Source organism: Pseudomonas fluorescens (genome assembly GCF_002022275.1).
Classification (GTDB): domain Bacteria; phylum Pseudomonadota; class Gammaproteobacteria; order Pseudomonadales; family Pseudomonadaceae; genus Aquipseudomonas; species Aquipseudomonas fluorescens_AJ.
Genome location: NZ_MSDF01000050.1, coordinates 30,972 through 45,620, shown reverse-complemented (window position 1 = coordinate 45,620; position 14,649 = coordinate 30,972). Strand labels below are relative to the sequence as shown.

At 59.6% G+C, this 14,649-nt stretch carries 8 protein-coding genes; 4 read left to right on the top strand and 4 right to left on the bottom strand.

Annotation, left to right across the window (positions count from 1 at the left end; all coding sequences use genetic code 11):
* Positions 1 to 130: 130 nt before the first annotated feature.
* A complete protein-coding gene (locus BFW87_RS24625) occupies positions 131 to 1,153 on the bottom strand; it encodes an AraC family transcriptional regulator (protein ID WP_078742310.1) in 1,023 nt (340 codons plus the stop codon).
* Positions 1,154 to 1,321: 168 nt separating this feature from the next.
* Between BFW87_RS24625 and efeU the strand changes: the two genes are divergently transcribed.
* Genes efeU through efeO (BFW87_RS24605) form a run of 4 tightly spaced genes read left to right on the top strand, consistent with a single transcriptional unit; the run spans position 1,322 to position 5,543 of the window.
* Positions 1,322 to 2,167: an iron uptake transporter permease EfeU gene (gene efeU / locus BFW87_RS24620; protein ID WP_078742309.1), complete on the top strand. Its 846-nt coding sequence runs from the start codon at positions 1,322 to 1,324 to the stop codon at positions 2,165 to 2,167.
* A gap of 10 nt (positions 2,168 to 2,177) precedes the next feature.
* Positions 2,178 to 3,380 (top strand): iron uptake system protein EfeO, encoded by a 1,203-nt coding sequence (gene efeO, locus BFW87_RS24615; RefSeq protein WP_078742308.1) that lies wholly within the window; start codon positions 2,178 to 2,180, stop codon positions 3,378 to 3,380.
* Between the two features lie 14 nt (positions 3,381 to 3,394).
* Positions 3,395 to 4,699 carry an iron uptake transporter deferrochelatase/peroxidase subunit gene (efeB, locus tag BFW87_RS24610; RefSeq protein WP_078742314.1) on the top strand — a complete coding sequence of 435 codons (1,305 nt, stop codon included), beginning with the start codon at positions 3,395 to 3,397 and terminating at the stop codon, positions 4,697 to 4,699.
* Entirely contained in the window at positions 4,686 to 5,543 is an 858-nt protein-coding gene (efeO, locus tag BFW87_RS24605; RefSeq protein ID WP_303047328.1) for an iron uptake system protein EfeO, read from the top strand. Before efeB ends, efeO (BFW87_RS24605) begins: the two co-directional genes overlap by 14 nt.
* A gap of 61 nt (positions 5,544 to 5,604) precedes the next feature.
* On the opposite strand, the gene BFW87_RS24600 is transcribed toward efeO (BFW87_RS24605), so the two are convergent.
* The 3 genes from BFW87_RS24600 to pssA all read right to left on the bottom strand — a co-directional run bounded on the left by BFW87_RS24600 (position 5,605) and on the right by pssA (position 14,569).
* Complete coding sequence (locus tag BFW87_RS24600) at positions 5,605 to 9,438, bottom strand: hypothetical protein (protein ID WP_254865942.1); 3,834 nt, start codon at positions 9,436 to 9,438, stop codon at positions 5,605 to 5,607.
* A 192-nt stretch (positions 9,439 to 9,630) separates the two neighbouring features.
* Positions 9,631 to 12,873, bottom strand: coding sequence for a hypothetical protein (locus tag BFW87_RS24595; RefSeq protein WP_078742306.1), 3,243 nt, complete (start codon positions 12,871 to 12,873; stop codon positions 9,631 to 9,633).
* Between the two features lie 352 nt (positions 12,874 to 13,225).
* A complete protein-coding gene (gene pssA, locus BFW87_RS24590) occupies positions 13,226 to 14,569 on the bottom strand; it encodes a CDP-diacylglycerol--serine O-phosphatidyltransferase (protein WP_078742305.1) in 1,344 nt (447 codons plus the stop codon).
* Positions 14,570 to 14,649 lie beyond the last annotated feature (80 nt).

The window sequence follows — 14,649 nt, the reverse complement described above, 5'->3', positions numbered from 1 at the left end:
GAGCCTAGGCGAGGTGCCGAGTGGTGGGGCGAAGACCTTTTGCTTACTTTTGGGTCTTTCCAAAAGTGAGCCGCTGTAAGAGCGGAACCATAAGCAGCCGTTACCTAAATAACGGATATACACGCAACCCCTACCGCCCCAATCCCTCATTCAAAATCAAACTCCGGTAATGCCCCGGATTCGACCCGGACCACTTGCGAAACGCCTTATAAAACGAACTCGCATCGGCAAACCCCAACCGTGCCGCAATCTCGGCAAAACTGATCTGCGGTTCCGCCAGCCAGACAATCGCCAACTCCTTGCGCACGCTGTCCTTAAGCCCCTGATACGTCTGCCCCTCCTCCGCCAGCCTGCGACGCAACGTCGACGCCGAGATGCACAACGACGCCGCCAGGCCCTCGGTTTCCGGCCACGTCTCGGCAGGCAGCTGACGCAAGTCGTGCTTGATCCGGGCCGCCAGGCTTTGCGGATCGCGGTACTTCACCAGAATGTTGGCCGGCGCATGCGCCAGAAACCGCTTCAGTTCATCAGCGCTGCGCTTGATCGGCAAATCCAGGCAATCCGCCGAAAAGATCATCCGCGTACGCGGCCGATCAAAACGCAAGTTATCGGAAAACATCACCTGATAGTCATCACAAAAATCCGGCTGCGCGCACCGCAGTTCGATGGCCAGAATCGGAATCCGCCGCCCCGCCAGCCAGCAGGCCACGCCGTGAACAATCATCCAGTAGGCAAAGTACGTAAACGCCCGCTTCGGCGGCACCTCAGGCTCAAGTAGCACGATTTCCGCCAGGCTTTGCTGACGCACCAGTTGCGCCGGCAACTGGTCGAGCATCAGTGACAGAAACTGCAGGCCGGCTTCCAGGCTCGCGCCCAGGTTCGGCTGCGCCATGGCGGCACGGCACAGAAACTCGAAGCTGCCGGACTTGAGCTTGCGCGGGTCCATGCCGAAAAATTCATCGTCCAAGCGCCGCGCCAGTGAACGCCACAAGCGTGCATACGCCGTGGCTGGCACCCGAGCGTTGGGCTGCGTCAGCAACGCCGGATCGATCCCGACTTTATCCAGCGCCTCAAGCGTCGCAGCACCCGGCGCGCAGCTCTGCAGCAGCGCTTCACGCACAAGGTGAATGGAAATGGTGTCTTTTTCCGCCATGGGAATTCGGCTATTCAGCTATCAATAAACGTGGCGTGCATCATAAGGGCGGTTGCGATTCGCCACCACCGTTCAGCCACAGTTCAGCAAAGCTCAACATTCACTGTTTAGTAATGAGTATCATTATGTTACAAATTAGCATCCCAACCAGTCTCGATGCGGTGCTGAATGCTTGTTCCCTTTCTAATCATGCTGCGCGAAGGCATTGAAGCCGCGTTGATCGTCGGCATTATTGCCAGTTACCTGCAACAGACTGGCCGTGGCCAGTGGATGCCTGCCGTGTGGATCGGCGTGTTTCTGGCTGCCGCCCTGGCCTTACTGGTCGGTGGTGGCCTGGAGCTGGTCAGCGCTGAATTCCCGCAAAAGCAACAGGAACTGTTCGAAGGTGTGGTCGGCCTGGTGGCTGTTGGCATCCTCAGTTCCATGGTGTTCTGGATGCGCAAGGTCGCGCGCTCCATCAAGCACTCCCTGCATGAATCCCTCGACCACGCCTTGGCCGGGTCCAAACACCAGGTGATCGCGCTGATTGCCATGGTGTTTTTCGCCGTGGCCCGCGAAGGCCTTGAGACCGTATTTTTCCTGCTCGCCGTGTTCCAGCAGAGCGAAGGCCCGGGCGCGCCCATTGGCGCCCTGCTCGGCCTGATCCTGGCAATTATCGTCGGCTTCCTGATCTATTCCGGCAGCATGCGCCTGAACCTCGGCGCGTTCTTCCGCTGGACCGGCCTGTTTATCCTCGTGGTCGCCGCCGGCATTCTCGCCAACTCGGTGCAAGCGCTGCACGAAGCCGGGGTGTGGAACCACCTGCAAACCGTGCTGTTCGACTTCAGCGCCGCGCTGCCGATGGACAGCCCGCTGGGCTCGGTGCTGGCCGGGATGTTCGGCTATCAGGAGGCGCCGACCGTGAGCACCCTGGGCGCTTATCTGATTTATCTGGTGGTGGCTTTGGTGATGTTCTTCCTGCCCTCGGCCCCCACCAAGCCTGTCGCCAAAACCTCTTCCGTTTCCAGCCAGTAAGGACCGTCTCTTGTCCAACCCAATCCCTCAACCGGCACCGCCTGCCCGCGCCTTGCGCTGGGCGGTGGCCGGCTCGGTGGTCGTGATGATCGCCGCCGGTGGCCTGTTTTATTACGCCTCGCAACTGGCTGCCGCCAAGCGCCAGACCAACAGCAATGAAATCGCCGTGACCATTCACGGCCACGCCTGCGAGCCCAACGAGCTGACCGTACCTGCTGGGCGCGCGAGCTTTCGTATCATCAACCGTTCCGACCGTGCGGTGGAGTGGGAAATCCTCGACGGTGTGCTGGTGATCGAGGAGCGCGAAAATATCGCCCCGGGCCTGAGCCAGATCATCAACGCCAACCTGTTGCCCGGCGACTACGCGATCACCTGCGGCCTGCTGAGTAACCCGCGTGGCACCTTGCATGTGACGCCGACCGCCGAGTCCGACGCACAGGCCAAAGCCAAGCCGTCGATGGTCGCGTTTATCGGCCCGCTGTCGGAGTTTCGCGTGTACTTGAGTGGTCAAGGCAGCGCCCTGGTCAAGGCTGCGACGGCATTGCAACAAGCCATCGACGCCGGCGACCTGGCCCAGGCCCAGGCGCTGTACGTACCGGCCCGCGAGGCTTACCAGCGTCTGGCCCCGGCATCGCAACGTCTGGCCGAGCTGGACAATGCGATCAACGCCCGCGCCGACTACTTTGAAAAGCGCGAGCAAGACCCGGCTTTCAGTGGCTTCCATCGCATTGAGTACAGCCTGTTCCAGCAACGCAGCCTCGACGGCCTGGCCCCGATCGCCCAGCGCCTGGTCACCGACGTCACCACCCTCAAGACACAGCTGCTGGCCCAGTCGCTGCCACCGGAGCAACTGGTGAGCATCGTGGTGCGCAACCTCAACAGCCTGGCCGACGTGCGCGCCGCCAGCGGTGAAGAGGAACGCTACAGCCATATCGACTTGAATGGCTTTGCCGCCAACCTCGAAGTCGCCCATAAAGTCGTCGAGCTCATGCGTCCGTTGCTGACCAAATCCGCCGCCGACCTGTTGCCGAACATCGACAGCGCCCTGAATGCCTTCGATGCTGAACTCGCCGGCTTCAAGGTCAATAACAGCTACACCACGTACGACAGCGTTACGGCCGATCAGCGCAAGCAGATCGCCGACAAGGCCAAGGCTCTGGCCGTTGCACTCGATGGAATTGACCCCGCCCTTGGCCTTTCCGGCCTGCAGTGAAGACGACCGCACAGATGAGTGATTCAGAACAGCTTAACCTCCAGCGCCGCCGCGTCCTGCTGGGCATGGCCGCCACCGGCGCCGCCATTGCCGGCAGCACCCTGACCTGCCCGGCCATGGCGGCCGCAGCCGAGCAAGTCACCACGGCGCCACGCAGTGACAAGACCCAGGACCACCACGACTTTTTCGGCAAGCACCAGGCCGGCATCGTCACGCCGCGCCCGGCGTGCGGCATGATCGTGGCCTTCGACGTACTGGCAAGCGATCGCGACGACCTGGACCGCTTGTTCCGCACCTTGAACGAGCGCATCGCGTTCCTGGTGACCGGCGGCACGGTGCCGCAAGTCGACCCGAAACTGCCGCCCACCGACTCCGGGATCCTCGGCCCGGTGGTCGCGCCGGACAACCTGACGATTACCGTGTCGGTCGGCGAGTCACTGTTCGATGAGCGCTTCGGCCTGACCGCGGTCAAACCCAAGCGCCTGAGCCGCATGGTCGGCTTTCCCAATGACGCGCTGGAACCGGCGCAGTGCCATGGTGACCTGAGCCTGCAGTTCAGCTCCAACACCCCGGACACCAATATTCACGCCCTGCGCGACATCGTCAAAAACCTGCCCGACCTGCTGCTGGTGCGCTGGAAGCAGGAAGGCAGCGTGCCGCCACAGGCGCCCGCCAAACCGGGCGAGCCGGCACAAAGTGCGCGCAATTTCCTCGGCTTTCGGGACGGTTCGGCCAACCCCAACTCCACCGACGACAAGGCCATGGACCAGATTGTCTGGGTGCAACCTGGCAGTGACGAACCGGCCTGGGCCGCCAATGGCAGCTATCAAGCCGTGCGCATCATCCGCAATTTCGTCGAGCGCTGGGACCGTACCCCGCTGCAAGAGCAGGAAAGCATCATTGGCCGCGTCAAACCCTCGGGCGCACCGATGGATGGCGACAAGGAAACTCAGGTTCCCGACTACAGCAAGGACCCGGAAGGCAAGTTGACCAAGCTCGATGCCCACATCCGCCTGGCCAACCCGCGTACCCCGCAGACCCAGGCCAACCTGATTCTGCGTCGGCCGTTCAACTACTCCAACGGCGTCAACAAAAACGGTCAGCTGGACATGGGGCTGTTGTTCATCTGCTACCAGGCTGACCTGGAGAAAGGTTTTATCAGCGTGCAAACCCGGCTCAACGGCGAGCCCCTGGAGGAGTACCTCAAGCCGGTCGGCGGCGGGTATTTCTTCACCTTGCCAGGCGTCGCAGGGCCCAAGGATTTCATTGGGCGCACGCTGCTCGCTGCAACGCACCCTCAAACCACTGCCAACACCTAAAACAAACCAGAGCGGATACCGTCCCATGAAGAAGTCGACTATTGCGTTGTCGTTGTTAATGACCCTTTCGCCGCTGGCAGCGTTCGCCGCGACCGCGCCGCTGGACCTGGTAGGCCCGGTGTCGGACTACAAGATCTACGTCACCGAAGAAATCGGCGAGCTGGTCACCCAGACCAAAGCATTCACCGACGCGATCAACAAAGGCGACCTGGCCACTGCCCAGAAGCTCTACGCACCGACCCGCGTGCACTATGAGTCCATCGAGCCGATTGCCGAGCTGTTCAGTGACCTCGACGCCTCCATCGACTCGCGTGTCGACGACCACGAAAAAGGCGTGACAGCTGAAGACTTCACCGGCTTCCACCGCATCGAATACGTGCTGTTCTCCGAGAAGACCACCAAAGGTCTGGAAACGCTGACCGCCAAGCTGAACGCCGACGTCAACGACCTGAAAACCCGTGTTGACGGCCTGACCTTCCCGCCTGAAAAAGTCGTCGGCGGTGCTGCAGCGCTGCTCGAAGAAGTCGCCGCGACCAAGATCTCCGGCGAAGAAGACCGTTACAGCCACACTGACCTGTATGACTTCCAGGGCAACATCGACGGCGCGAAGAAAATCGTCGACCTGTTCCGTGGCCAGATCGAGAAACAAGCCAAGGCGTTCCTGGCCAAGGTCGACAAGAACTTTGCCAGCGTGGACAAGATCCTCGCCAAGTACAAAACCAAGGATGGCGGCTACGAGACCTACGACAAGGTCAAGGAAAACGACCGCAAGGCGCTGGTGGGTCCGGTCAACACCCTGGCTGAAGACCTGTCGACCCTGCGCGGCAAGCTGGGCCTGAACTGATTCACCGCCCGGGCGTTCGAGCGGCCCTTGCGGGCAGCCGAACGCCTTGGGGTGTCACACCTCACGCCGCTTGAGGTGTGAACCGCTCAAGTGGCGCACCTTCGGGTTTGCCACTGATCGGGTTGATGGCGTACCACGCGCCGTTCTTCTCAACTGCAAGAACTTCGCGATTATCGCTGGCGCCCATTCGGGCTCCCGGCCATTGGCTGGCCGACCGGCTAGAGCCTGCGAACAAGGTGTCGCGTGCGCCCAACGTCCATCGCCACTGCTCGAACGTCTTGACCGGCAGATAGAGGTTCGCCCCAAGACGAATCGTTTGCCCCTTCGCAACCATCTTCAGCGCGTTTATTGCGTTCGGGCCAGACCGCATGATGTCGGGGATGCTTTCCAATGGATTGAACAGCCCGCGAAAAAACGTTCCCGCCCCTTTTAATCCGGCCATGCTGAATGGTTTGCCACTGAACGGGATCAGCATTCTCAACCCTTTGGCAAAACTCTTTGCCCCTGCAAGCCCACCGGTGGCGACAAAGGACGCAAGGTCGATGAGCAAGCCCTTTATCCCGTCTTCTGTTTTGCCGTCCACTAAGTCGGCAATCGCGCCCACATAGGGAATCAAGCTGAGTATCGAGCGGGCATTTTCAGCGGTAAATAACGTGCTCGTCGCGTAGGGATGTTTACTCTTGTGCAGTGCGGTCGGCTCGTTGGCATGGGCAATCCGCGCTGCACGGTCGTCGGCAAAGCTATAGGCCTGCAACCTGTTCACGATGTGCGCGGTTTTGGAAGAAACAAAGGAGTTGGGGATGCGCGAGCGGAACGTCGACGGCGTATCAGGCAGCGCCGTGCCGTAGCGCTCAATGATGACCTGCGATTGCACTCCGGAACGCGGCATGGAACCTGTGTCGTACGCCTCGAAATCAAAGGGCTGGCGGGTGCCTTTCTGAAACTGGGCGTTGACGTAGGCAAAGGGCCCGAAAGGCTTTTGACCGTTTTCGACTTTGCCGCCCAGAGGCAGAGTTTCGGGCAGGTCGGTTCGCTTGACCATCTTCATGGAACCGGGAAAAACCTCGAAATACCCGAACCTCGGTTCGACCGCGTCAGTTTCGTAACGCATCAGGAGCCCATGAGTCCCCTTGTTTTTGGCAACTTTCGAGTCAGCGCCTGTGTCCGCCTCAACATCTTCCCCGGTTTCGTTGCGCACGCTAAAGAACTCGATCTTGCCAGACTCCAATGCCCTGCGGTCCTCGAGGGGCAATTGAGCGATCATCAACTTCAACGCCGTGGCCTGAGCCGCCCGGGCATCGGCAGTGTATTTATCAACCGCGGGCGCAACCAAAGGCATGATCATCGGTAATTGTTTGAGGCGCTCTTTAAACGCCGCAGAAGACATCTTGAGGTTGACGCCACTCACCCGACTCTCACGTAAGCCATGTTGCGGGTCGCCCACCGCCTGGTTCATCAAGATGACATCGGTCAGCAGCCTGGGAGCGGCGGGTCGAATCAAATGTGTGTTGTTAAGAACCACCACATCGATATCGCTTTCCCTCTCCACCTTGATGTTGCGAATGCCCTCTTCGGTCATCTCTGGAAACAACAGTGCCAATTGCTTGACCAGCAGGCTGGTTTGGGTCGGCGACTCACTCAGCAACGTGGCGAATGCTTCACGCGTCTGGTTTTCCCGCTCGGTAAAGGCTTTTGAAGCAGCCTCATAATCGCCCGGGGAGTACTTCCCGTCCGAGGTTGCAGGAAAAATCCCCGTCATCACTCCCCAGTCGAGCAACGGTTGAGTCGCGAGTTGCTTGATCAAGGTTTCCTGTTCCGGCCCGGCAGCGCTCAACCGCGACAGCGCCATGATTTGCGTGAAGTTCAAAGACCTTGAACCACCCGCCACGCCCAGAGAATCAACCAGTGCACATCCCAGGCGCAGATTGAGCCAGCCCGTGGAGCCGACCTTGATCGACTCAGGGTCTTGATTGAGTAGCTGAGCCGTATCGGCGGGCACCGTAGGGTCTTTTTTGATCAGCATTTCCGGCGCCGACTGGGCCAAAAACAGGTGGGCCATCAATGACGAGACCTTGCTATCCACACCCTTTTTTTCAAGGTGCGTCTCAACGTCTGAGCGCACCTCCTTAAGCGTGCGCCCGTTATTGCCTGCCTGGTATAAGCCATAACCGGCAACCGTCCCTGACTGGCCCGGAACCGGGGCCTCTACGCTGAGTTTGAGGGCTGCCGCCAAGAGTTGATGTCGATCAGTCTTTGGAAGTACCTGCCCCTCCGCTACCGAGTAGAGTCTGAGCGACTTGGCGATCGTTTCAGCAAGAGCGGTGGCCTGCGCGGAATCAAAAAAAGCGGCGAGCTGACTGTCCGGATCGGGAAAGGATTCAAAGCCTGACCAGCGGCCCGAGAACGCCTTGAGCAGCGCCATCACCTGCGTCGATGAGCCTTTGAGTTTATCCATGACGGCATCGGATAGCCCTCCCGGCCCATAGGGTGTCAGCCCTGCATAATCCCTTGCCAGCGGAGGTTGCGGCAATTGCGTATCCAGCCAGCCCAGGGTCGCACGCAATTGGCCGACGGTATTCGCCGCGTCTGGCGCATACATCGCCAATGCCTGGCGCGCATCATAGGTGCGCGTGGAGTACAGCGCATTGCCGGTTTTCTTCGCCATGCCCACCAACACGTTGTAATCGGCGTTCATCTTGCGGGCGGCCGCTTGTTCCTCCTTACTGCCGCCCGTTGCGACTTTGCTGACTTCGTCGTCGAACGCTCGCTGCAAAGGGACCCATTGGCCTGCACGATTACGCATCTGCAAGTCACCCTCCGACAGTCTGAACTCAGTCATCCTGAACTCGCTGCCGGGCTCCTCGAATCCGGTTTTTTTCAGGAAGGCCGTGAAGGCCGGTGACGCCAGGAATTCGAGAAACTGTTTACGCGCCTTATTGCTCCGTTGATCCAGAGCAGACCCGGGTGCCGCCACCACCCTGTGCTCATCGAGTGTCAGCGGATCGCTGTCAGATTTGCCTTGAATCAGTGAACGCAATTGTTCAGCAAGATCCGCGCGCAAGGCGTTGTCGTCTCGACGCTGCGCCTGTTGTTTGAAGCTGCCCTCCCATTGTTCGCGTTGCGCCACGGAAATCGTGGGCCATCCGTCTTTTTTGAGCTTTTTGCCCAACTGCGGCGCGGACTTTTCATTCAATGGCGGCCGGACGCCGTAGAAATCCAGCAAGACATCACGAGGGACCAGATCCTGTAACTTGCCCGGCATACCGGGCATGCCCAAGTCATTGGGTGACAGCGCGTTCTGCGCCGCACTGATGTTCCTGCCGGCAAGCCCCCAACCTGACCCGTCCGTGGTCGAAAAACGCTGGAAGATTTCCTTGCCATCGCGCACCACAATGCCCGTTACGCAGTCGCTGAAGACACGCACGGTTGCGAGCTTGAAGCCTTTGGACTTGAACCAGGCCTGGAGGTGCGGCTCATGGACCGCTCGCTCGTACGCCTCGATGAAGGGTGTGCCAGAGGCGTTTTTCGGAATGAGATTTTCATTTGCATGACCGCTGTTCAACCACTGAACCAGGTTTTTCTGCAGCCTGGTATCGGCCTTGGTTGCCGCAACGGCAGAAGGGAAACGAAGCCTGACGCCATTGCTGTTCAGGGGGGGTTGCGAACGCGTTGGCGACGTATCGCGCTTGGCACGGTCCGACGACTCTTGCAGCTGCTCGTGCATGCGCATCGCTCGCAAGGAGGTTTGACCGGGATCAGGCGCTTGCCGTGGTGTTGGCGATGGGATTGTTTCGGAGGCGGGATCAAGCTTTTTTTCTGCGTGAGGTGCGGGCGCCTGGAAGGCGTCGGTAGCGTTGAGCACCATCACGTTACGGCTGACGCTAAGTGTAGACATTTCTATTTCTCTCAACCTGATTGACTGGCGAGAGTTCTTGTCCGTAAGAACTGTCAGTAGAAAGCCTACGAAGCTATTGGCAAACGGCGTATAGGCCTATTCGCAAGTTGATGAAAAGAATGTCCTGCCCTATCAACTGAAAAAACCCAGGCCTTGGGTTAGCCTGGGTCATTGTGCTGCGCCTTGACTGCATCAAGCGCTGAAAAACCCGTCCAGCGGTGTGCCCACCGGCAAGCCTGTTTTCGGATCAGTCGCGTACCACAGGCCGTCAATCTGCGTCGCCTTGATATTGACCCCGTGATAAAGCCCATCGGAAGCAGTCGCCTGCTCACTCCCCCGCTGGGTTGTCGCTAACTGCTTCACCCCGCCACTCACGCCGAGGTAGGTGCGCAGTTTTTCCTCAACGGCCCCGAGCGTGGTCATTAGTGTGGGCTTTGGCACTTTGCTCAACAGCTTCGGCACGGCGAAGATTCCTTTCGCGCCGGCGGCCAGCAGGTCCGCCGAACCGTCCAGCGGGTTCAAGAAGCCGCTGACGACGAGTACGCCTTTTTCCAACACACGAAATGCCTTGGCACCGAAGGGAGCCACAACTTTCGTGGTCTTCACCAAAGACCCGACCGCTGACGCTGCGCCTCCGACCAAAGCGCCAACGGTGTCGATAAGCAGTCCTCGCGTGCCCTCGACCCAATTGCCCTTGACCAGATCCATAATCGCGCCCACGAACGGGATCATGCTCAGCAGAATGGCGTCATTGCGTCTTAGCACTTCCCGGCTTTGTTCCAGTTGCAACTCGCCCCTTGCGGCCGTCAATACGCTGTCTCGGTGATGCACGAAATTGCCCTGCATTATCCGGTCGATAATCGCGTCAGTTCGCGCCGAACCAAAGCTGTTGGGCATTGAGTTGGCAGTGCCGTTCTGTGCGGATGTCGGCGCCACCAGGGTGTCACCCAACTTATCAATGATGATGCCTGGCGACGTCGTGCCGGGCGTGGGCTGCGAGTCTGAGCTGTAGGCCTTGAAATCAAACGGTTCCGACGCTCCGTTCTGCACCTGAGTATGTGTGGTCGCCCAATTCCCGTAAGTCTTCGGTTGACTCTCAAAGGTGCCCCCAAGCGTCAATTTGGCGGGTAGATCATCGCGTTTGACCATGAGCATCTTGTCCGGGAACACCTCAAAGTACCGGATCACCCCGTTATATTCGCTACGTATCACCGTGCCCTTGCGCCCTCGCCGCTCCTCTACTTGCCCCGGAGTCAGTTCAACCGTCGGCACGCCGTCGGTTTGTTCGCGCAGGGCAAACAGTTCGACATTACCGAATTCCAACGCTTGGCGATCAGCCAATGGCAGGTTCGCAATCATCCTGCGGGTGACCGTACCCAATCCTTGCTTGAGGTTGTCAAGATAGGTGTCAACTTCAACGGACACCAGGTTCTGCACGTTCGCCAATTTGTCGATCCTGGCGTTCAAGGCTTTTACGTTTTGATCAACGGCGGCTTGCTGCTGCTTGCTCAGGCCCTTATCAGCGGCATAGGGGGACTTCGGCTTGGCGGGTTGAGGCGGTTGCTCGCCAGGGGCCAACAGCATCCAGCGGTTGGTGGTCAGGTCACCGGTCATGTAAGTCTCGATGAGTGAGCGCGTCCTCGGTTCCGACAGTTTCATATTGCGCCGTTCATTTGGATCAGCGATGTACACCCTCATGGCTTCCAGCTGCTTGACATCGAGATCTGGAAACTCTTTTTGCAACTGTTCGATCGCCAAGCTTCGTCGAGTCGGCAGCGGCGTCTTGAACGCATTCAGGGCTTGCAGGAGCTGGTCGCGCTGAGCATCGAACGCGCTGGCGGCCTGCTGATACTGCTGCGGTGTATACGCCCCGTCTGCCGGTTTCGTGTAAAGCCCCTGCATCAACCCCCAATCCAGCAATGGGGCGATCCCATGGTTATCCAGCACCGCTGCTTCTTCAGGGCTTCGGGGGTCCAGCCGGGTCAGTGCCATGACTTCCTGGTAACTCATGGCCCGTGAACAGCCAGGCCCGCCCTGGCGTTCGGCAAACGCGACGCCCAGGCGCAAGTCGGCCCATTCGGTGGTGCCCATGCGCAGCGTGGAGACACTGTCCGCGATCAGGAATTCGGGGGCGGCACTCGCCAGGAACAGATGGGCCACCAGCGGAGCAGCCTTGGCATCAGGCCCCAGCTTCTGTTTAAGGTGCGCCTCAATGTCCTCGCGCACAGCGGCCATCGAGCGCCCGTTGTTGGCGGCCTGGTAAATGTCATACCCGGCGATGACCCCAGGCTTGCCGGGTGCATCAGGGTCGATTTGCAGCATGATTGCCGCCATGGCCCACCGCATGACCTCAAGGGTTGAGGGCCCGGCGGCGGACTGCCCGCGGAACTGTCGACCCGTCGCAATATGCTCCCAGCGCGCCTGAGGTTGACTTCGGTACAGGGCCAGTTTCAGATAATGCTCAGCCTTTGAACGCAGTTCATCAGGGCTGGTGGAGTCGACAAATCCGCCGGAAAGAAGATCGCGCGAAGGATTACGGTGAGAGGGATCCACACGGCTCAACCCCGCCAGGAATTGTTTGTCAGGCTCAGACAACGCCCCCGGCACCCATGGGGTGGAGATCAATTGCGCAAAATTACCCAAGGGTGGCGCTGGTGGCAGCGAAGCATTCAGCCAGCGGATCGTGTTACGCAATTCACCCACGGTTTTGGGCAGCGGCAGATCATGGGTTTTCAGGACGTCGCTGACTGACGCGGTGGTTGCAGCCGCTTTGGCTAGCGACGATGTACTGCCGATTTGCGCTTGAACACCTGTGAGCACCAACGCTTCGTTGTCAGGCTTGTTACCCAAGAGCGCACTCAGCTGGTTTGACAGATTTTTGCGTTCGTCGATTCTGTCGACAACCGTTCTGGCCGTCAGTATCCGCTGATTGATCCGCGCCTTGGTGTCGCCCGGCAGCGCAAGCCAATTCGACGCCGCAAGCTCGTTACGCACTCGGCCCAGATCGCCCTCGTGAGCGGGTGGTTTAACCCCATACCAGCTCAGGACCGTATTGCGTGACAAGATATCGCTGTCATCACTGAGATAGGGCAAGCCGTTGCCCGCAACATCCAGCGCGGCCGCAGCGGCATTTATCCGGGGGCTGATGCGCCACCAACCCGAACCGTCGCCTGCGGTGAAGGTTTCCAGGCGCGTGACACCGTCTCGCGTCACGTTGCCGGTCACCGAATCGGGCTTGATGACGACGGAGGACATTACGATGCCCTGTTTCAAGAACCAGGCGATGGCCTCGGGTGTGTTGATCGCGCTGCGGTACGCGTCAAAAGCGGGGAAAAGGCTGGAGCCAGGCGGGACCTGCACGCGTTTGTCTGTGAGACCGCCCAGTGCAGAGCCACTCATGGAGTCTTGCAGCTGGCGGTCGGCGAGAGGTGCCAAGCGACTCCTGCGGGTGGATGGAGGAAGAAAAGTCCACCCAGGCCTCCTCTCGTCGGTAGAGGCTTGTTGTGTCGTACTGCGCTTGGCGCGAGTACTGCTGGTGTCGGTAGCTGGCGTATCTAACGCTTGCGAGTTGATAACATCCCTGAAATTAAACGTCCTGGAAGCATTGATGCCGGAAATAGGCATAACGACTCTCCCACTGAGTTTGGATGAGTGAAGCAACTGCTCCGATTCCAGAGCAGCAAGGGGCACCTTAAAACGCCATTTATGGCGACGTTGTAAGGAAAATCCCAAGCCTCAACATCCCGCGCCCGGACGGGCGCGACCTCAGAAAGACACAGCGAAATCGCTACAAAATGCGATACAACAACCGCTCGATGCGCACTCGGCTGACCCTGCGCAGGAACTTGCCGACCGCTGGCGGATAATCCAGCAGCGTCTGCAACTGCTGGTAACCCTCAATGCGCGTGGTGTGCTGAAAAATCTGCGCCAGCTCAGTGCGGCGCGGCGCCAGCCATTGCCCCTGCGGGTCATCAATCAGCAAGCCGTTTTCCAGATCCAGGCGGAACGCGCGCGGGTTGAGGTTGTTGCCGGTGAGCAAGGTGTAACGCTGGTCGACCCACAGGCCTTTGAGGTGATAAGTGTTGTCGCCGTCGCGCCACAGGTGCAGGTTCAATTGCCCACTGTCGATCACCGGCTGATGGCGCTTGGCGAAACGCCGCAAACTGATTTCGTACAGATAAGGCAGCGCCGAGATCACCTTGAACGGTTCGCTCGGCGGAATGTAAAAATCGTTGGCGGTTTTGTCGCCGACAATGATGTCGACCTTCACCCCGCGCGCCAGGGCACGGTTGATTTCCCGGGTCACCGGCAACGGCAGGTTGAAGTACGGCGTGCAGATGGTCAGTTGATGCTGGGCGCTGGCGATCAGCTCCAGGATCACCCGGTTCAGCGGGTTGTTCTTGCCCACGCCGAGCAATGGGGTGACGGACAGGTGGCCGTTGGGCAATTGCCCCAGCGTCGTGTCGTAGGTCGCGTGTTTCAGGCGGCTGCGCAAGTCGCCAATATCGTTGCGCAAGCTGCGGGTCGTGGGCGGGTTCGGCAGGTCAAGGCGATGCACCGCCTTGGACGCAACAAGACCGTGCTCAACCAGGTGCTGCATGGAGTCGGCCAACGGCTGGTTGTGAATCAAGTGATAACGGTCAAACCGGTACTTGTCGAACTTGTGCAGGTACACATTGTTCAGGCTCGCGCCGCTGTACAGCACGCTGTCGTCGATCACAAAACCCTTGAGGTGCAGCACGCCAAACAGTTCGCGGGTTTGCACCGGTACGCCATACACCGGCACTTCACTGCTGTGGGATTGCGTCATCGCCTGGTACCAGGCGCTGTTGCCTGGCTGCTTGCCGGCGCCGATCAAACCACGCTGGGCGCGCAGCCAGTCGACCACCACCACGATGTCCAATTCCGGCCGTGCCGCCTTCGCGGCGTGCAAGGCGTCGTAGATTTCCTGCCCCGCCTCGTCCTGCTGCAAATACAGCGCAACGATGTAGATGCGCCGCGTCGCCAGGGGGATTTTCTCCAGCAGGCAACGGCGGTAGGCATCGGCACCGGACAGCACCTCAATGGCATCGCTGGAAAGTGGGAAACCGCGCAGTTTGGGCAACAGGGAGCGTTTGAAGAACGACGGCATAAGGCTCGCAATGGGTCGAATCCGAAGAGGCCCCGAGCTTACACCATGGGGGTGCTCAGGTCTCGTTGCGCGGCATGGAA